16 protein-coding genes and 1 pseudogene are annotated in these 18,123 nt (G+C 67.7%); 7 read left to right on the forward strand and 10 right to left on the reverse strand.

The window, feature by feature from the left end; all coding sequences use genetic code 11:
* Nucleotides 1-28: 28 nt before the first annotated feature.
* The 4 genes from DMB37_RS20795 to DMB37_RS20810 all read right to left on the reverse strand — a co-directional run bounded on the left by DMB37_RS20795 (nt 29) and on the right by DMB37_RS20810 (nt 4,031).
* Nucleotides 29-523, reverse strand: coding sequence for an SRPBCC family protein (locus tag DMB37_RS20795; RefSeq protein WP_135234143.1), 495 nt, complete (start codon nt 521-523; stop codon nt 29-31).
* Between the two features lie 157 nt (nt 524-680).
* Nucleotides 681-2,720, reverse strand: a complete 2,040-nt coding sequence (locus DMB37_RS20800; RefSeq protein ID WP_135234144.1) for a M13 family metallopeptidase — start codon at nt 2,718-2,720, stop codon at nt 681-683.
* A gap of 69 nt (nt 2,721-2,789) precedes the next feature.
* A complete protein-coding gene (locus DMB37_RS20805; protein WP_135234145.1) occupies nt 2,790-3,170 on the reverse strand; it encodes a DUF397 domain-containing protein in 381 nt (126 codons plus the stop codon).
* A gap of 9 nt (nt 3,171-3,179) precedes the next feature.
* Complete coding sequence (locus DMB37_RS20810; RefSeq protein ID WP_135234146.1) at nt 3,180-4,031, reverse strand: helix-turn-helix transcriptional regulator; 852 nt, start codon at nt 4,029-4,031, stop codon at nt 3,180-3,182.
* A gap of 140 nt (nt 4,032-4,171) precedes the next feature.
* On the opposite strand from DMB37_RS20810, the gene DMB37_RS20815 reads away from it, so the two are divergent.
* Nucleotides 4,172-4,681 carry a hypothetical protein gene (locus DMB37_RS20815; protein ID WP_135234147.1) on the forward strand — a complete coding sequence of 170 codons (510 nt, stop codon included), beginning with the start codon at nt 4,172-4,174 and terminating at the stop codon, nt 4,679-4,681.
* A 9-nt stretch (nt 4,682-4,690) separates the two neighbouring features.
* On the opposite strand, the gene DMB37_RS20820 is transcribed toward DMB37_RS20815, so the two are convergent.
* Nucleotides 4,691-5,185 (reverse strand): DUF4190 domain-containing protein, encoded by a 495-nt coding sequence (locus tag DMB37_RS20820; protein WP_135234148.1) that lies wholly within the window; start codon nt 5,183-5,185, stop codon nt 4,691-4,693.
* Nucleotides 5,186-5,369: 184 nt separating this feature from the next.
* The gene (locus tag DMB37_RS20825) at nt 5,370-6,155 is read right to left on the reverse strand and encodes a pirin-like bicupin family protein (RefSeq protein WP_135237716.1); all 786 of its coding nucleotides are present in this window, start codon (nt 6,153-6,155) and stop codon (nt 5,370-5,372) included.
* A 325-nt stretch (nt 6,156-6,480) separates the two neighbouring features.
* Here DMB37_RS20825 and DMB37_RS20830 point away from each other — a divergent pair, with 325 nt between their 5' ends.
* Nucleotides 6,481-6,945: an NUDIX hydrolase gene (locus tag DMB37_RS20830; RefSeq protein WP_107659871.1), complete on the forward strand. Its 465-nt coding sequence runs from the start codon at nt 6,481-6,483 to the stop codon at nt 6,943-6,945.
* Nucleotides 6,946-7,012: 67 nt separating this feature from the next.
* Nucleotides 7,013-8,349 (forward strand): annotated as a pseudogene (locus DMB37_RS20835) (MFS transporter).
* Here the strand turns inward: DMB37_RS20835 and DMB37_RS20840 are convergent.
* The gene (locus tag DMB37_RS20840; protein WP_135234149.1) at nt 8,342-8,971 is read right to left on the reverse strand and encodes a hypothetical protein; all 630 of its coding nucleotides are present in this window, start codon (nt 8,969-8,971) and stop codon (nt 8,342-8,344) included. The pseudogene DMB37_RS20835 and the gene DMB37_RS20840 overlap by 8 nt on opposite strands.
* A gap of 284 nt (nt 8,972-9,255) precedes the next feature.
* Here DMB37_RS20840 and DMB37_RS20845 point away from each other — a divergent pair, with 284 nt between their 5' ends.
* Nucleotides 9,256-10,728, forward strand: a complete 1,473-nt coding sequence (locus tag DMB37_RS20845; protein WP_135237717.1) for a DUF4185 domain-containing protein — start codon at nt 9,256-9,258, stop codon at nt 10,726-10,728.
* 13 nt (nt 10,729-10,741) lie between these two features.
* Here DMB37_RS20845 and DMB37_RS20850 read toward each other — a convergent pair whose 3' ends face one another.
* Nucleotides 10,742-11,431, reverse strand: coding sequence for an allophanate hydrolase subunit 1 (locus DMB37_RS20850; RefSeq protein ID WP_135234150.1), 690 nt, complete (start codon nt 11,429-11,431; stop codon nt 10,742-10,744).
* 31 nt (nt 11,432-11,462) lie between these two features.
* A complete protein-coding gene (locus tag DMB37_RS20855; protein WP_135234151.1) occupies nt 11,463-12,218 on the reverse strand; it encodes a LamB/YcsF family protein in 756 nt (251 codons plus the stop codon).
* Between the two features lie 167 nt (nt 12,219-12,385).
* On the opposite strand from DMB37_RS20855, the gene DMB37_RS20860 reads away from it, so the two are divergent.
* Nucleotides 12,386-13,201: a hypothetical protein gene (locus DMB37_RS20860; protein ID WP_135234152.1), complete on the forward strand. Its 816-nt coding sequence runs from the start codon at nt 12,386-12,388 to the stop codon at nt 13,199-13,201.
* Here DMB37_RS20860 and DMB37_RS20865 read toward each other — a convergent pair.
* A complete protein-coding gene (locus tag DMB37_RS20865) occupies nt 13,198-14,658 on the reverse strand; it encodes a CCA tRNA nucleotidyltransferase (protein ID WP_135234153.1) in 1,461 nt (486 codons plus the stop codon). The genes DMB37_RS20860 and DMB37_RS20865 overlap by 4 nt on opposite strands.
* A 169-nt stretch (nt 14,659-14,827) precedes the next feature.
* Here DMB37_RS20865 and DMB37_RS20870 point away from each other — a divergent pair, with 169 nt between their 5' ends.
* Together DMB37_RS20870 and DMB37_RS20875 are read left to right on the forward strand one after the other, a co-directional pair.
* Nucleotides 14,828-15,364, forward strand: coding sequence for an NUDIX hydrolase (locus tag DMB37_RS20870; protein ID WP_107659875.1), 537 nt, complete (start codon nt 14,828-14,830; stop codon nt 15,362-15,364).
* 116 nt (nt 15,365-15,480) lie between these two features.
* A complete protein-coding gene (locus DMB37_RS20875) occupies nt 15,481-18,042 on the forward strand; it encodes a DUF6049 family protein (protein ID WP_240771591.1) in 2,562 nt (853 codons plus the stop codon).
* Nucleotides 18,043-18,123: the final 81 nt, after the last annotated feature.

An 18,123-nucleotide genomic window follows, 5' to 3' on the forward strand; every position in this document is an offset into this window, starting at 1 on the left:
CGCCGGGTGCGGCTGGTCCCGTTGATCCTCAAGCCTTTTCGGCTGCGGCCTTCAGCGCGCTCAGCCGCACTTCCTGCACCGTGCGTACCTTGTCGTTGCTGTAGAACAGCGGCAGCAGCAGCCCGCCCATCGACTCGGACACGGTCACCTTGGTCCGGGTGTCGTCCAGCGGTTCGAGCACATGCCGGTCGATCGCCTTGATCCACAACGACTTTCCGGACCAGGTCAGTTCGCGGTCCGCGGCGACGACGGCGAATGTGGAGCTCACCGCGCCGCTGCCGAGCTTCCACTGAAACGTCCCACCCGGGCTCACCTCGCTGAGCGATTTCAGTTCGAAGCCCGGATACCAGCTCGGCCAGTTCCGTACATCGGCGAGCACGGCCCACACCCGCGCCGCGGGCGCCTCGATCACGATCTCGTGCGAACTACGGATCGGCGCGGCGTCATCGATGCGGCCCTTGGCCGCGTACTCGCGGTGCAGCGTCGCCAGATCCGGCCCGCTGTAGAACATATCGCTCGCCATGAGCTCTCCCTTTGTCGACCGTATAAGCGGGAGCCCGCCGTCCTCCGGTGCACGGCCGACAGTACGGATCCATATCCGAAAAGTCGCTGCTCTGGCGGCAATTAGCCGCAGAATGGCGCGAACACTACCTGCTCGGTAATGCCCGCGCCTACCGCGGCTACCAAATCTTGACGCGCTGCGCCGGATCCAGATAAAGCGCGTCGCCGGGGTGCACATCGAAGGCTTCGTGGAAGCTGTCGATATTGCGGACGACCGCGTTGCAGCGGAATTCCGGCGGCGAGTGCGGGTCGACGGTGAGCCTGCGGATGGCCTCCTCGGGACGAGCCTTGGTGCGCCAGACCTGCGCCCAGCCGAAGAAGACGCGTTGCAGACCGGTGAGGCCGTCGATCTCCGGAGCCTCGGCGCCGTCGAGGGAGATCTGGTAGGCCTGCAGGGCGATGGACAGGCCGCCGAGGTCGCCGATGTTCTCACCGATGGTGAATTCACCGTTGACGGTGTGCTCGTCGGGCAGGTCCTTCGGCGAGAGCACGTTGTACTGGTCGATCAATGCCTTTGTGCGCTTGCCGAATTCGGTACGGTCGTCATCGGTCCACCAGTCGACCATGTTGCCGTCGCCGTCGTACTTGGCGCCCTGATCATCGAAACCGTGGCCGATCTCGTGGCCGATCACCGCGCCGATGCCGCCGTAATTGGCGGCGTCGTCGGCGTTCATGTCGAACATCGGCGGCTGCAGAATCGCGGCGGGGAAGACGATTTCGTTCATGCCCGGGTTGTAGTAGGCATTCACGGTCTGCGGGGTCATGAACCATTCGTCGTGATCGACCGGGCCGCCGAGCTTCCTCAGGTCGCGGTCGTGGTCGGCGGCGTAGCCGTTGCGGTAATTGCCGACCAGGTCGGCCGGGTCGATCAGCACGTCCGAATAGTCGCGCCACTTGTCCGGGTAGCCGATCTTCGGGGTGAACTTCTCCAGCTTGGCCAGCGCCGCCGCCCTGGTATCGGGGCCCATCCAGTCCAGCTGGGCGATATTGCGGCGGTAGGCCTCCTGCAGGTTGCCGACCAGCTCGATCATCTTGGCCTTGGCCTCGGGCGGGAAACGCTCGGCCACATACAGTTTGCCGACCGCCTCGCCGAGCAGGTCCTGCACCAGGGAGACCCCGCGCTTCCAGCGTTCCCGATTCTCCTGGGCGCCGGTCAGCGTGCGACCGTAGAAACCGAAGTTCTCCTCGACCACGGCATCGGTGAGATACGGTGCGCGCGAACGGAGCAGCCGCCAGGCGGCCCAGGCCTGCCAGTCGGCCAGCGACTCCGCCGACCACACCTCGGCGAAGGTACGTAGATAATCCGGCTGGCGGACAACGACTTCGGCGAACAACTCGGGGCCGGGCCGGTCGACGCCCGCGGCGAGCGCCGAAGTCCATGCCGCCCAATCGAATGCGGGGTAATCGGCGACCAGGGCATCGAAGGTGGTCAGGTTGTAGCTGAGTTCGGCGTCGCGGCGGCGGACCACGTCCCAGTGCCCGGCGGCGAGCTTGCGCTCCAGCTCGAACACCCGCTGCCCGACCGTGTCCAGCTCCGTCGGCAGCAGCGCGGCAATGCGGGGATCGGCGGCGGCCAGCGCGAACATCCGGCCGATATGCGCGATGTACTCCGTGCGGATCTCGGCGGATTCGTCCTGGCGGTAGTACGACTCGTCGGGCAGGCCGATGCCGGATTGGGTGGCGTGCACGATGTAGCGGCTGGAGTTCTTGTCATCGGTGTCGACGTAGCAGCCGATCGCCCCGCCGACGCCGGTGCGCTGCAACGTGCCGAGCAGCGCAGCGAACGCGCTCCGGTCGGCGACCTCGTGGATGGCGGCGAGCTCCGCCGAGATCGGCGCGAGGCCGGCCGCGGCCACCGTCTCGGTGTCCATGAAGCTGGTGAACAGGTCGCCGATCTTGCGGGCATCGCTGCCCGGCTCGGCCTGCTCGGCGGCCGCGTTCTGGATGATCACCTGAACGTCGCGCTCGGCCTGGTCGTACAGGGTGCGCAGAGCGCCGTCCACCGCGCGATCGGCCGGTATCTCGTAGTCGGCCAGCCATTTGCCGTTGACATGCGCGAACAGGTCGTCCTGCACCCGCACGCCCTGGTCGAGATAGGACAGATCGATACCGGAAGGACTGGTCAGCTCGGAAGTCACGATCTCCAGTATGCCGACCATGCGCGATGTCGGCCCGTGCTGCGGACGACCGGGGGTGACGGTCGGGTATTCGGTGCGGTCGGTGCCCGTTCAGACGGTGAGCGCGGTGCGGTCGAACTCGCCGTCGCGCACGCCGAGCAGGAAGGCGTCCCACTCTTGCGGGGTGTAGCGCAGGACGGTCGTGCCGTGCCGCAGCGTGGTGTGCCCGTCGGCGGCGGTGGACGCGGTCAGCGCGCCGGGCGGTCGGTGCGCCGTGCGGAGGGCATCGAGGAACGCGGACCATTCGCGCGCGGTGACGGTGATGATGGGCTCGTCGGCGGGGCGGTGTGCCGGATCACGGCGGTACTTGCTGTCACGGATGAGCACCGCGTCACCATCGAAGCGAACCTCGACACATTGATTGCCGTTGTTCGATCGAGTCGACCGGAACCAGTCAGTGAAAACCGACCGGGGAGTAGCGGTGGTGGCCATGGCAGGATTTTACATCTGGGCATACGTCCTGATCAGGGTCGATGACTCGTCATGCGGCAGCGATTGCTCCTGTGCGCGCACGTACGCGAAGCTCAGATCGCGGACCAGTTCCGGGTCGTCGACCGCCCCGCCGAAGACGGCGCTCTCCGCCCAGCCGAAGGTCGGCAGCTGCTCGCCGGCGAAGTCGATCAGATGGAAGCTCGACCCGCCGAGCACCGCACCCGCGGTGGCCGCGAACGGGATGACCCGCACCTCGACGGTGTCGAGTTCGTCGATCAGCTCGGCCAGATGGATCAGCTGCCCGCGCAGCACGTCGGGTCCGCCGGTCTGTTGCAGCAGCGTGCCCTCACCGATCACCGCCGTCAGCTCGACCGGCTCGCTGCCGCGCAACCGCTCCTGTCTGCGCATCCGGATGGCGACCAGCTGCTCCACCTGGACCGGCCGGATCATCACATCGGCACTGATGAGCGCCCTGGCGTAGGCCTCGGTCTGCAACAGTCCCGGCACCACCAGGCTGTCATAGCTGCGGATGCTCTGCGCGCCGTATTCCATGCCGTACAACCGCTGTAACTCGGGGCCGATCAGCGCGGACGACTTGGTCCACCAGCCGCGCTGCTTACTGGCGTCAAGCAGGGCGAGCAGTTCCGCGCGTTCCTCGGCCTCCACCTCGAGCAGCTCGAGCACCGGGCCGATGGTGTTGGTGGTGAGCACGCGTCGGCCCTTCTCCACGTGCGACCAGTTGGCCGGGGTGAAGCCGACCAGTTTGGCGAAGCCCGCGGAGTCGAAGCCGCGCTGTTCGCGCAGCTCCCGCAGCCGCAGCACCAGTTCCCAGCGGGCAACGGCGGGCGAGACGGGTGCCATGACTGGCGATCGTACCGCCGCGCGACCCGGACAACGGCGTGTGACTATTGTCAACCCACTTGCGCAGCATTAGGGTCTGGGCCCAGCGGTCGATTCTCACCCAGTTCACGCGATCCACCCGCATCGAGGCGAGGTTCGTCATGAGTTTGTCCCGCATTGAAGCAGGCAGTTATCCGGCGTCCACCGACTACGCGACGATGCAGGATGCCATCGCCCGCTGTCGCAGCTACCGCAAGGACCACGGCCTCTACGGCGTCGTCGACCCCGCGCTCGGCCGAATCATGTTGGAAGTAGGCGCGGTTGGCGCGGTCGTCATGCCCGCCACCCTCGGCCGCCGGGTACGTGCCTGGCTGATCGAGACCACCCCCGAGGATCGGCCGGGCCCGATCATCGCGCATCCGCGCTCGGACCGGTGGACCTTCCTGACCGGCCCGACCGACAACTCGTATCTGGACACCGAACTGTTCGCCGACCTGTTCCGGGTCTGCGCCGCGGTCGCGCTGCCCGGCAGCCATATCGTGCTGCCCTCGCCCACCGACGAGGGCACCGGCTACCGCAGGTGGATCGCCGCGCCGGAGCGCGACTTTCGCCGCGAGCTCGGCGACGTGCTGGCCGCCACCCGAGCCTGCGCGGCGATCAGCGGCGGCTAGACCCTCGGGTCAGCGAGGCGTGGGGACGGGCGGCGGGGTCAGCGTGACGCTGAACTTGTCCTCGAGCCGCTGGTTCCATTCGCTCTCGCACGCGTCGATCTTGGACTGATCGCCGCCCGCCTTGTTCACGCAGTCGACGAAGTCCTTGCCGCCGCTGTTGACGAAGAAGCTGTAGCCGACGACGGTGACCACGATGGCGCCGATCAAGCCGAGCGCACCCAGGACCAGACCGGTGATCGCCATCCCCGTGCCACCCGCGCGACCCGACCGCGTCTTCACCAGCGCGACCACACCGAAGATGACGGCGAAGGCGCCGAACAGATACCCGCCCACCAGCGTCCAGAAGCTGAGCAACGCGAGGATGCCGAGCACCAGCGCGGTAATCGCCAGGCCCTTACCCTTCGGCGACTCCTGCCAGTACGCCGGCTGCCCGGGTTGTTGGCCGGGCGGCGGCGGGTACCCGGGAGGCGGGGGGTACTGGCCGGGAGGCGGGTATTGCGACATGGATTTCCTCTCCGTCGGTGCCTCGCGTCGCTCGGTCCGGACCAGGTGTCCGGTGGGTACGCGAGGATCGCCTACTGATCGCATGCGCTACGAGCGGATGTTAATGCGAGGTATGCCCATTTTGTCGCAGCCCAACGGAGTCCGCTCCGTAGGCGCGCGGGTGGCCCCGAATTCGGCGACCGGTCTACTGAGCGCCCAACCGCGCGTGCATCTCCCACACCAGGATCTCCGACGGCCGGTGCGCGATCACCCGTTGGCCGCCGCTTCTGGTCAGCCGGACCGCATCGCCCTCGTCCAGGGTGCCGACCCCCTCCATCTCCACCTCGCCGCGCGCGACGAAGACGTGCAGATAGGGAGCGTCCGGCAGATCGATGGCGACGTCCGGCTCGCCGGTCATCCTGGCCACGTGAAACGCCGCGTGGCTGCTGTTGATGGCGATGGCGGTGCGATCGCGGTAGCGCGGCAGGCCTGCCGCCACGGTGACCAAACCGCCCGCCGCCAGCGCGTCATCGATCTCGAGCTGCTGATAGCCGGGCGTCAGGCCGGGTTCGTCGGGAACCACCCACATCTGCACGAAATGCACCGGTTCGTCGTGCTCGGCGCCGTCGATGCGCCACGCGTCGTTCTTCTCCGAGTGCAGGATCCCGGTGCCCGCGCTCATCCGCTGGGCCAATCCCGGATAGATGATGCCGCTGTGGCCGAGCGAGTCCTGATGCACCAGGCTGCCGCCGAGCACCCAGGTCACGATCTCCATGTCCCGGTGCGGATGCGTGTCGAAGCCCTGACCGGGCGACACCACATCCTCGTTGTTGACGAGGAGCAAGCCGTGGTGGGTGTTCTCGGGATCGTAGTGCTCCCCGAACGAGAACGAATGCTTCGAATCCAGCCAGGAAACCCGCGTCTTCATGCGGTCGCCTGCTCGATGGACGTCGATGTGTGGTGTCATGAGCGAACGAAGTGAGGGAATCATGTCGCAGTGTGCGGCGCGCACGCCGAAGCCGAGCGCCAGCGAGGCGCAGGCGTGAGTGTGGACATCATGGTCCTCCTCTCGGGACCGTGCACCGATCACCTTTCAGGGTAGGAGCACATCCGTGGCGGTACTCCACATTCCTAGTAAATTGTCCTGCACTCGGCATTTTACGCGAGCGACCAGCGGGTGAACGTCAGGCGAGCAGAACCGACCGGTTCGCCGAACCGGTAGGTGACCTCGCCGATGGGCCGGACATCGGCCGGTGCCACACTCATGCGTGATTCGTAACATGATGCGCCGCAACGCAACCGGAGGTGACGACGAGATGCGACCCGAGACGCTCACGCGCATCGAGCGACAACTTCGCAGCGAGGCCCGCCGCGACGGCATCGCCCATTTCGTCGTCGGCGTCGCGGTGTTCCGTGACCGCAAACTTCTGGTGGTGCGCCGGGTCCCGGACGACTATCACGGCGGCATGTACGAACTACCCGGCGGCGGAGTCGAATCCGGCGAAACGTTCGCCGAATGCGTCGCCCGTGAGCTGTTCGAGGAAACCGGCCTGCGGGTGCGCCGCATCACCGACTTCCTCGGCGGCATCGACTACGCCACCCGGACCAAGGCCAGGGTGCGCAAGTACAGCTTCGTGGTGGACGTCGAACCGGGCGAGGTGGCCCTGGAACCCGGTGAACACGACGCGTTCGCCTGGATCGACGCCGACGCCCTCGACCGGCTGCCGATGGCACCGGACATGCGCGAGGCGGTCAGCGCGCTGGTCGCCGACTCGCACTGATTCGGCGTGATCACCCCGAAACCAGTAGCCTCACCGCGTGTCCACCACTGGTCGCTCGGAGAGCTCCATTAATTCGGACGAGCGGCCGCAGCCGCTGTGGACCGCGCTGCGGGAAAGTCCCGGGGTGTTGCGCCTGGCCCTCGTGCGATTCACGGGTCAGTTCGGCGACGGCATGTTCCAGGCGGCGCTGTCGGGGCGATTCTGTTCAATCCCGAGCGGCAGACCGATCCGCTGGCCATCGCGGCCGGTTTCGCGGTCTTGTTGTTGCCGTACTCGCTGATCGGGCCGTATGCCGGGGCGCTGCTGGATCGGTGGGATCGGCGCGCCGTGCTGCTGGTGGCGAACGTGACGCGGGCGGCGTTGATCGCGCTGGTGTGCGCGGGGTTGCTGGCGGGTGTCGGGGAGACGCCGCTGCTGTTGCTGGCGCTGGCGGTGGTGGGGATCAGCCGGTTCGTGTTGTCGGGGGTGTCGGCGGCGTTGCCGCGAGTGCTCGACCAGCACTGGCTGGTGCCGATGAATTCGGTGCTCGCCACGGTGGCCTCGGGCTGTGCCGGGGTCGGCGCGGCCACCTCGGTGGCGGTGATCGGGTTGATCGGCGCGGGCGACTTCGCCTCGGCGGTCGCGGTCGCGGTGAGCTGTGTCGGGCCGGTGGTCAGCGCCCTGCTGGCGGCCGGGTTCGCGCCTCGGGTGCTCGGGCCGGACGCGGACACGGCGGAGAGCGAGAGCACAGTCCACGCCATCGCCACCGGACTGCGCACCGGCGCGACGGCGGTGTGGGAGTCGGTGCAGGTGACCACCGCGATGCTGGGTATCGGCACGCACCGCATCGTGTTCGGCATCAATACCTTGATCATGGTGCTGGTGCTGCGTCAGGCGCCTGCCGAAGGTTCGGCGTTGGACAGCGGGCTGCTCGGTTTCGGCGTGGCCATCGCCGCCATCGCCGCGGGCATGCTGGTGGCGGCCGTCGTTGCGCCGCTGTTGATTCCGCGGCTCGGACGGTCGAAGACGGTGGTGGCCGGGCTGGTGACGGCGACGATGGTGCAGCTGACACTGGTCACCCCGATCGCCCTCGCCGAGGCGGGGGCGGCGGTGCCGCGCGCACATCAGCTGTTGCTGGTCGGGGCGTTCCTGCTCGGGTTGGCCGGGCAGACGATCAAACTGACCGGGGACGCGGTCATGCAGATCGATATCGACGACGCGCGCCGTGGGCAGGTATTCGCGTTGCAGGACACGGTCTTCAATATCGCGTTCATCGTGGCCATTGCCGCTGCGGCACTGGTTGTTCCGGACGACGGGCGGTCGTTACCGGTGATTCTGACGGGTGCCGGAATCTATTGCGCGGGTATTGCCGCCATCGCGATCAATGTGCGGCGACGGCCGAAGAATATCGGTGAGGTCAAGTAATGATCGGATCGTCGTCCAGGTGGCGGCCGGTGGGATTCATTCGCTGGACGAGGTAGTCGGGTATGTCGAGCGGATTGCCTTGCGGCGGTAGGGCGTCTGCCGTCGCGGCGGGCTGGTCGGTTCCCGGTAGCTCGTCCGTCGTCGTGGCCGGGTGATCCGTTCCAGGTAGCTCGTCGCTCGTCGTGGCGGGAGGATCGGTTCGCGGTAGCTGTTCGTCGTCGAAACCCGGCGGCTCGGACAGCCGATGCGGCGGTGCGGCACCGGCGTCGGCCGGGACGGCGTGCTGCTTGGCGTCGACGTGATCGGTGCGCACGATCCAGTCCAGCGGTTCGCTGACAGCGTCGGCCGTACTGCCGGTGATGTGGTGATTCCAGGTGCCTAGGCCGGTCGGATCGGTATAGAAGTGGTCCAGGACGCCGTCGTCGTCCAGATCGAGAGCCGCCACGTCGGCGATGCCGGAGCCGGCGGTGTCCCACATGGCGTCGTCGGCGAGACCGTCGCCGTCGAAGTCCAGTTGGACCGCGTCGGCGGTGCCCGAGCGGGCCAGTTCCAGATCAGCTTCGCTGGACCAGACGTGTACCGGGCCGTCGCCCGTGCCGAACACGTACTCGATCTCGTTCATATCTGTTTGGACGCGCGCGACCGACATTCGGTTCCCTATTTCGCACACATAATTCCGGTAGGTTTCTTTCGCTTCGGCCCGATTCGACAGGAGTCAACCAGACATGGGTTTTCCGGCGAAGAATCTCGAGGACATGCGAAACCCGCTAGACCGCTGGGGAACCCGGCTGTCTCCGCATACCCCGACCGCCGAATAGCAGGCCCGCCACCGTGACGAACCGATTCGGCAGCAAATCCTCTTGTGCGCCCGCCTTCTTCGGCGCTGTGCTCGGCGGGTTGTTGACCATGCCCGGCCCGATCGCGCAGGCGGACCCATTTCCGTGGGCGCCGCCGATGAACAGTTGCGGTGAGATCGGTTTCGATCCACGCACCCGTGAGCACGAGCCCGCCCTGCCGGATCGGATTGTGATTCCGGTGCCGGTCCCGCAACTCACCCCGATAACGGTGCCCGGGCCTGCCCAGGACAACACCAGGATCGACGCGGGACCACTGCCCGTCGATCCCTGCCAGAACCCGTGCCCCGAGGTCCGCGACATCTCGAAACCGCCTGAGGTGGACCCTGATCCGAGCCCGGTCCCGGACACCGGCGCCCGCCCGAATGCGGCAGGCGAGCCGATCAAGGTGCCGCGCATCGAGATCGAACCGGAGATCGAACCCATCCCGATACCAGTACCCGGCGGCACCGGCGACGCACCGCAGCCCGCGCCGCCGCCGGTGGTGCACCCGGCCGAGCCAGGACCGCTCGCCCCGGCGGTGGCCGAGCCGCGCGTCACATCGGTGGAGCTGACCGGCCAGATCACCGGGCACGGCTCCCCGAACCGCACCGACCTGCGCTGGCAGGTGGACGGCACCGACCTCGGCGTGATGTGGGAGACCAAGCCGGGCGAGGTCGCCGTCGCGTTCGGCGACACCTTCGGCGAAGGCTGGCAGGTCGGCGGCGCGGGGGAGGACCACCAGGACTGGCGCAGCAACGTCCTGGGTTACAGCACCGATCGCGAACTGTCCGACGGCCTTTCGCTCGACAGCATGGTGCAGGACAGCCACTGCCACGCCGCCGAGATCCTGAGCAGCCGCAAACTCAAGAACTGGGAGACCACCACCATTCCTACCTCCGGTTTCGCCCTCGACGGCCGGCAGTATCTGAGCTACATGTCGGTGAATCGGTGGAGTCGCATCCCCGGCATGTGGGCGAACAATTACGGCGGCCTCGCCTACTCCGACGACAACGGCCGCACCTGGATCAAGGATCAGCACGCCAAGTGGGACAACGTGTTCGGCGTCGGTCGCTTCCAGGTCGCGGCGATGGTGCCGCACGGTGAGCATGTCTATATGTTCGGCACGCCCAATGGTCGCATCGGGGTGGTCGGGCTGGCCCGGGTGCCGAAAACCGAGGTGCTCAACAAGTCGGCCTACCAGTACTGGGTGAACGGCAGCTGGGCGCCCGCGGCGGAGAATCAGGCCACTCCACTGTTTCTCGGCCTGGCCAGCGAGTTGTCGGTGCGCTACGACCGGGACAACGCGCAGTGGCAGATGGTGTATCTCGACTCCGGCCGCAATGCGATCGTGCTGCGCAATGCCGCCGAACCGCAGGGCAGCTGGACCGAGCCGGTGCAGCTCGTCTCGACCGCTGACTATCCGAAGTCCTACGGCGGCTTCATCCATCCCTGGTCGACGGGCACGGACGTGTACTTCACCCTCTCGTCCTGGGACAGCTACAACGTGTATCTCATGCACGCTCAGCTGGATTCGCCGAACTGAGCCCGGCCGAGCCCTACTGTTCGACGAACCGGACGAAACCGCCCGCGTGGATCAGCGAGGGCGGATCGCGGTCCACGTCCCACATCCGCAGGTCGGTGGTTCCGATGAGGTGCCAGCCGCCGGGCGTGCTGCGTGGATACACCGCCGAGTATCCACCGGCCAGCGCGACCGCGCCGGCCGGGATGGTGGTGCGGGCCTGCGGGCGCCGCGGCACGGTCAACCGGCCGTCCGGTGACTCCAGATAGCCGAAGCCCGGGGCGAATCCGACGAACGCGCACTGCCAGACCGTTCCGGTGTGCGCGGCGACCACCTCGGCTTCGCCGATTCCGAGCAGCCGCGCGACCGCGGCGAGGTCGGCGCCGTCGTAGCGCACCGGGATGACCAGCGGGTCGTCCGGAGAATCGTTGTCCGACAGTGTTCCACGGGAAACAATGTCCGAATCCTGCTCTGCCGCAGGCTGTCGCAGCGCGCGCAGCAACGCGGCGAGCTGCTGGCGGATGCAGTCGGCATGCTCCGGCGAGAGCAGAGTCACCAGAACGGTTTCCGCTGCGGGCAGAATGTCGCGGACCCCGCTCAGCGGGCGGGCACGCAGGGCCGCAGCGAGTTTCACCACGTCGTCGTGCCGGGACGGGGTGATGAGCAGCGCGCAATCACCGGCCGCCCGGATCGGCCGATCCGGGTCGACCTCGTCCGGGTCCGTCATCGCACCGCGCCCCGCATCCGGAGGGTCATGCTCAGCCGAACGGTTCGACCGGCACCCCGACCTCGTCCAGGGCGGTGCGGATGAGCCGGGCCATCTCGACCGCAGCGGGCGTATCGCCGTGAACGCAGATGCTGGCCGCGTGCACCGCGACCTCGCCGACCCCGTCGACCGTGCGCGCGGAGCCTGACATGGCGATCGAAACCGCCTGCGCGACCGCGGCATCGGTATCCAGCACGGCCCCAGGCAGACCACGCGCGGCGAGCATGCCACCCGGCGTATACGCGCGGTCGGCGAATCCCTCGCCGACGAAGCGCACCTTTGCCGCCTCGGCCGCGTGCGCCAGCTCGCCACCGGCCGGACCGAGCAATGCGAGTTCCGGATCGTAGTCGATGATCGCGGCCAGTACGGCGTCCGCGACGTGCCGCTCGCGCGAGGCCGAATGGTAGAGCGCGCCATGTGGTTTCACGTACCGCACCCGATCACCCGCCGCCTTGGCGAACGCGTCGAGACTGCCGATCTGATACAGCACCTCGTCGCGCAGCTCGGCGGGGTCGATGGCAATCTCACGGCGGCCGAAGCCGGCCAGATCACGGTGACCGACATGGGCACCGATCCTGACCCCCTTCTCGACGGCGAGCCCGCAGATCCGGCGCATGATCGAGGGGTCGCCCGCGTGGAATCCGCAGGCGATGTTGGCACTGGTGACGATGTCCAGCATCGCCGCGTCGTCGCCCATCTGCCACGGACCGAAGCCCTCGCCGAGATCACTGTTCAGATCCAGCGGCATATGCACCCTTTCCGTGGCGGTGTGTTGTAGACAGCACTTCGATTCTCGTCGGCGCGGTGTTCCACAAGCAAGAACGCCTGCTCAGCGGGTGCTGCTGCCGGACCGGCGCGACCTGGGTCACAGCACGATGGTCGAGTACGGCGCCGACCAGTACGCTCGGATCAATCATGGCCACGTATTTCGATCCGAAGTCCTGGTCGCCGTTGCGGGCCGTCGATCTCGGCAAGCGCCTGTTCGAGCAGTCCTGGCTGGAGCAATGGATCGCCGTCACCACCTCCTGGGTGGACGCTGGCGCCGACCTCGGCGCTGGCACCGTGACGGCGCTGATGCCGGACGCCCTGATGACCGTGCTCAGCGAGGGCATCCTCAGCCGATTCGGTGGGCAGGAGGTCAGTGCGACCCTGCTCGGGCACGATCTGCACGCCACCCTGCAGGTGCTGAAGGTCCGTAGGCGCGGCGCGCACTTCCAGACAAAGACGGTGCTGTCCCGGCTGCGCTGGGACGACCATCCGATCGAGGCCGTGACGGTGATCGCGCACGGCGTCCGCCTGGTTCCCGGCGTGCCGACCAGGGTGCGGGCCGCGCAACTCGACCTCGACGGCACGGTCACCACGGCGGCGCTGGTCGGCTGGATCAACAGCCAGCCGCTGGACTGGGTACTCGATATCGACCCCAGCGGCCTGATCCGCGCGAAACACCGGCACCGGCGGCTGACCGCGCTGGTGGACGCCTCGGTGACCGACAACCGGGTCACCGTGGAACTCCACCGAGCCAGCTGGCTGGGCCTGCGAATACCGCGCCGAATGATCGGCACGCCCGCATTGCTGCTGGAACAACTACCGAATCAAGCACGCATCGTGCACGCCACTCGCGACGGTGACCTGGTGCGTTTCCGGATCGAGCTGCCCGAGATCACCGGGTCCTTTGATCTGGCGCAGATCCGGTCCGCCATCGTCGCCGGAACCACGCTGATCATCTTCTAGGCCTGGGCTTTCCACCACTCCTTCAAGGCCGCCTCCGCCTCGTCGCGGGTCATCGGGCCGCGATCGAGCCGCAGCTCCTTCAGGAATCGCCACGCCTTACCGACCTCGGGACCCGGTGGCAGGCCGAGCAACTCCATGATCGCGTTGCCGTCCAGATCGGGGCGGACCTTCGCCAGATCCTCCTGCTCGCGCAACTTCGCGATCCGTGACTCCAGCTCGTCGTAAGTACTGCGCAATGCCGCGGCCCTGCGCTTGTTACGGGTGGTGCAGTCGGCGCGGACCAGTTTGTGCAGGCGAGGGAGCAGGTCGTCGGCGTCGGTCACGTAGCGGCGCACCGCGGAATCGGTCCACTGTCCCTTGCCGTAACCGTGGAAACGCAAGTGCAGGAACACCAGCCGGGCCACGTCCTCGGTGAACTGCTTCGGATACTTCAGCGCCCGCATCCGCTTGCGCACCATCTTCGCGCCGACCACCTCGTGGTGGTGGAAGCTGACGCCGCCACCCGGCTCGTTGCGCTTGGTGTCCGGCTTACCGATGTCATGCAGCAGCGCCGCCCAGCGCAACACCAGGTCCGGGTCGCCGTCCTCCAGATCGATCGCCTGCTGGAGCACGGTGAGCGAGTGCCAGTAGACGTCCTTGTGCTGGTGGTGCTCGTCGATCTCCAGCTTCATCGCGGGCACCTCCGGCAGCACCCGCTGGGCCAGGCCGGTCTCGCACATGATGTTGATGCCGTCGATCGGGTGCGCGCCACCGATCAGCTTGTCCAGCTCCACTCGGACCCGTTCCGCAGTGATCCGGTCGATCTGCTCGGCCATCGCGGTGATCGCCGTGTGCACCCTCGGCTGTAGCTCGAAGCCAAGCTGGGCGACGAACCTGGCCGCGCGCAACATGCGCAGCGGGTCGTCGTTGAACGAATCCTCCGGCGCCGCAGGCGTATCCAGCACGCCCGCAAGCAGCGCGTCCATCCCGCCCAGCGGGTCGACGAAGTCGAGCGCGCCGTCCGCGCCGATCCGCACCGCCATCGCGTTCACGGTGAAGTCGCGGCGCACCAGGTCGTCCTCGAGATTGTCACCGAAGGTGACCTCGGGATTGCGCGAAACCCGGTCGTAGTTGTCGCTGCGGAAGGTGGTGATCTCCAGCTGCTGGCCGCCCTTCGACCCGCTCACCGTGCCGAACGCCAAACCACCGGTGTCCCACAGATGATCGGCCCAGCCGCGCAGCATCTCCTGCACCTGCTCCGGGCGCGCGTCGGTGGTGAAGTCCAGATCCGTGCCGAGCCGCCCGAGCACCGCGTCGCGGACACTACCGCCGACCAGATACAACTCGTGCCCCCGCGCCGCGAACATCGCGCCGAGCGGTTCCAGCACATCGGACAGCCTGCCCAACGTCACCGCCGCCGCAGCCAGCAATCGGGTACGTCTATCCAGCTCTGCGTCCTCGGACTCGGTCGAAACCACGAATCAGCAGCTTACCGAGTGTCCTTTGCGGCGCCTGCGGCGCTGCTGCTTCGCGACCGGATATAGCAGCATCGGGTAGTGATTCGACGCGGGGCGGTGGCCGAGCGACGGGTGGGCGAGTTCAGCGCCGTGCCGAAGGTTTGGCAAATGCGCACAGTAGGATGTTTTGGTGTCTCCGGCCGATCGTGCGAACAGTCGACGCCGCCAGCCTCGGCGCCGCGGTTCGGCCGCCAACGCGGCGAAACCACGCATGCGTACGGTGCGGGAAACCTCAGCTGGCGGGCTTGTCGTGGACGGGTTGGACGGTCCGCGGGAGAAGCGCAGCGCGGCACTGATCGGCCGAACGGACCGGCGCGGACGGTTGCTGTGGTCGCTGCCGAAGGGCCACATCGAAGAGGGGGAGACCTCCGAGCAAACCGCGATCCGTGAGGTGGCCGAGGAGACCGGCATCAACGGCGTGGTGGTGGCGGAACTGGGCAGCATCGATTACTGGTTCGTCACCGATGGCCGGCGGGTACACAAAACGGTGCATCATTATCTACTGCGTTCCACCGGCGGCGAATTGTCCGACGCCGACGTGGAAGTCACCCAGGTGGCGTGGGTGCCGTTGAGCGAGTTGAATTCTCGACTGGCCTACGCGGACGAACGCCGTCTGGCCGAAGTGGCGAACAAGCTGATCGACCGGATGGAGACCGGCAAGCGATGACCCCAGACTTTTCGGCATCGCACAGCGATTCCGTGGGGGGCGGTGGCCGGGCGGCAGATGCGCCGCGGCCCGCGCGACGGACCCGTGGCGCACAGTCGGCACTGTTCCGGATCATCGTGGCGGCCCTGACCATCCTGGGTTCGGCATCGACGCTGCCGATCCTGGCGCCTGCCGCCGCGCAGGCACAGCCCACCGGCTCCGGCTCGGCAGCCAAATCCTTCCTGAAGCTGTCGCTGGATTCGGTGACGCCGACCGCGGTGACCACCACCAGCGATCGGACCCTCACGGTCTCGGGCACGGTCACCAACATCGGCGATCGCATGGTCTCCGGCGTCACCGTCCGGGTGCAGCGGGCGGCCGCGGTCGCGACGCCGGGGGATCTGCGCGCCACGTTGCAGCAGGATCAGATCAACTACGACGTGTTCGGTGAGTTCGAAGAGGTCGCCACGCAGCTCGACAAGGGCGAGCGCACCAAATTCACCGTGACCATCCCGCTGCGCCCGGACGGAACCGGCGCACCGTCGCTGCGAATCAGCGAACCGGGTGTGTACCCGCTGCTGCTGAACGTGAACGGCAAACCGGACTACGGCAATCCGGCCCGGCTCGACGACGCCAGGTTCCTGCTGCCGGTGCTCGGCGTGCCGCCCGCCTCGAAAGACGCCGATGCGGCGGAGGCGGTCACCGCGCCGACCGATGCGCCGGTCGCGACGACACTGCTGTGGCCGCTGGCCGACCGGCCGCGCATGGTGGCGGGCATCCCCGGGTCACCGGACCGCAAGGTCGAACTCACCGACGACGAGCTGGCCGCGTCGCTCGCCAAGGGCGGTCGCCTGGACCAGTTGCTCGGCGCGTTGGAGACGGTGTTCGACACCTCGCCCCTGCGCGACCGCGCGCTTGCCGCCTCGGTCTGTCTGGCGGTCGACCCCGATCTGCTGGTCACCGTGCAGGCGATGACCAAGGGCTACCGGGTGCTGGCCAGCCCGTCCGATCCGGACGGCGCGACCCGGCCGGGTACCGGCTCGGCGCAGGCCCAGACCTGGCTCGACCGGTTGCGCGCGCTCGCCGGGTCGATGTGCACCGTGGCACTGCCGTTCGCGCAGGTGGACCTCGCCGCGCTGGCGGCGGTGAACGATCCGGACCTCTCGGCACGGGCGATGAACGCGCCCGCCGAGATCGTCGACTCGATCCTGCTTACCAAGTCGGTGCGCGGGGTGAGCCTGCCGGACGCGGGCACCATCGATGGCGGCGCGGGAGTCCTGTTGCGCGGTCACGGTTTCAGCACCGCGGTCCTCGCCGACACCGCCGTCGCGGCGGAGGGCACGGCGGGCACGTCCGAGCTGACCCGGTCGACGATCAGCCGCGGCGACAGCAAGAGCAGGTCTACCGCGCTGCAAAGCACGGGGAGCCTGACCACGCCACCCGCGGGTCCGGACGTCGTGCGACTGCCTCAGGTGACCGCGGCCGTGCCGCAGGCACCGCCTGCCGCGGCCACCCCGCCCGTCGCCGACCCGCCGCCGAACGGGAATCCGCCCGCGCCGGCCGTCGATCCGTCGCTGCACGTGGCGACCTTCGACATCTGGTCCGCGACGGCGCTCGCCGCAGTGGGCTCGAACCCACCGACCCCCTCGTTCACCCCTGCCAAGGTCCGCTACGAGGTCACCAACGACTCCCGTGTCGCCCGGTTGCAGGACGCATTGGGCGCGATCTCCTGGACCGCGCTCAATCCACAGCCGGACCAGCCGCGTTCGCTGCTACTCGTGCCGCCGCAACAGTGGAGCGCGAGCAAGGACGAGGGCACCGCGCTGCTGCGCCAGCTCGAGTTGCTGGTGCGCGGCAACCTCGCGACGCCGCGCCCGTTCCAGTCGCTGGTCGAGCAACCGGCCGACCCGCGCCCCTACGAGCTGGACTATCTGCCGCAGGCCGCCGAAGACGCGGTGCCGGACCGGTTCCTTGCGCCGGTGCGCGACCAGGGACGCCGGATCAGTGAGCTGATGCGCGCACTGGTCGAGGTGCCGGAGTCCGAACCGACGCCACGCCAGTTCCTCGATCCCCTGCGCGACGACCTGATCCGGGTGCTGAGCCTGTCCGATCGGCGGACCGGTGACGCGACTCAGGCGGACACCTTCGCCCAGCGGCGGATCGATCAGACGACGCGGGCGCTGGACAAGATCTATAGCTCGGTGACCGTGCTGCCGCCCGGCGGCGTGTACACCCTCGCCTCGGAACAGAGCCCGTTGCTGCTGGTGGCGCGTAACGATTTGCCCGTGTCGGTCCGGATCAAATTCCGCATCGAGGCCCCCGCCGAGACGAAGATCACCGATATCGACGAGCAACAGCTGCCGCCGAAGGGGACACGCTCGTTCCAAATCCCGACCGAGGTGAGCGACAGCCGTAACCTGGTGATTCCGATATCCCTTACCACACCCGACGGCATTCCGCTGGGGAATGCCACCTCTGTTTCGGTTCGTTCGAACGCCTATGGTCAGGCCCTGGCAATAATTACCGCATGTGCCGGAATACTGCTGTTCCTGTTGGCCGGACGCCGCCTGTGGCGCCGGTTCCGCGGTCAGCCGGATCCGGCCGACGAAGGTTTCGACCCGAGCACCCGGCGTCGAGTCAATCGGTACCGGCGCGCCAAGCAACGAGTCATACAGCAGGAGCATCAGGAGGCACAGTGAGGGACGGTGAGCTAGCGCCCCCGTTGTGTCCTGTTCGATCGCTCGACCCGGCCCGGCGAACAGCGCCCGCTGCTACCGGAT

Source organism: Nocardia sp. CS682 (assembly GCF_004634405.1).
GTDB classification, from domain to species: domain Bacteria; phylum Actinomycetota; class Actinomycetes; order Mycobacteriales; family Mycobacteriaceae; genus Nocardia; species Nocardia ninae.